This is a genomic window from Flagellimonas alvinocaridis (assembly GCF_004916895.1).
GTDB classification, from domain to species: Bacteria; Bacteroidota; Bacteroidia; order Flavobacteriales; family Flavobacteriaceae; genus Flagellimonas; species Flagellimonas alvinocaridis.
Genome location: NZ_SNTZ01000051.1, coordinates 1 through 715, shown reverse-complemented (window position 1 = coordinate 715; position 715 = coordinate 1). Strand labels below are relative to the sequence as shown.

Here is a 715-nt window from a genome sequence, read left to right as displayed (position 1 = left end):
ACTAAAATTTTTGTCATATCGAATTCTAAATGCCATGCTATTTTTACTTCATATTCCTATTTCATATGGCGAAGGCATAGTCTTTTGTTTCTCTCAAAAAAACCKCATTGGCGCCAAGMGTGAGGGAATGCTAGACGTTTGGTAATTYCCCCTCCAACYAGGATAAAMGATYCCATTGAAGCAGCTAWTCCCATGCATATKGTATGYACATMTGGTYGMACAAATTGCATAGTATCAWAAATAGCTACTCCAGGTATTACCCATCCACCAGGAGAGTTTATAAACAAATAAAGATCTTTGGTATCATCCTCAATACTSAGATATACCATAAGACCAATAAGYTGATTTGAGATCTCGCTATCAACTGCTTGGCCTAAAAAAAGTAATCTCTCTCGATAAAGTCGGTTGATTAGGGTAAAGTTGTATCCCTTAGAAACCGTACATGCACTTTTTTCTGCATACGGTTCAAAAAAATTTTCGAAAAAATCAATGTGTAGATTCCAGCCCTCTTTCGTTTTGTCATATCATACATAGCATAGTCATAGTAGGCTCTTTCTAACTTTTAACGAAAGGGCTTTTTCTTCGATTTTTCAATAAAGATTTTTTTGACTCCTTTTCTTATGTTAGAATATAAAAAAAGAATTTCAAACTTATCGAATTAACTTATCATTGATGTATTTTTTCATTGAGATCCAAATCCCGATGTCATTTTCTT

General features: G+C 33.9%; 1 protein-coding gene. It reads right to left on the bottom strand.

Going from position 1 to position 715, the window contains the following annotated elements; all coding sequences use genetic code 11:
- Window positions 1–56 precede the first annotated feature (56 nt).
- The gene (locus EZV76_RS17860; RefSeq protein WP_500683427.1) at window positions 57–410 is read right to left on the bottom strand and encodes an ATP-dependent Clp protease proteolytic subunit; all 354 of its coding nucleotides are present in this window, start codon (window positions 408–410) and stop codon (window positions 57–59) included.
- Window positions 411–715 lie beyond the last annotated feature (305 nt).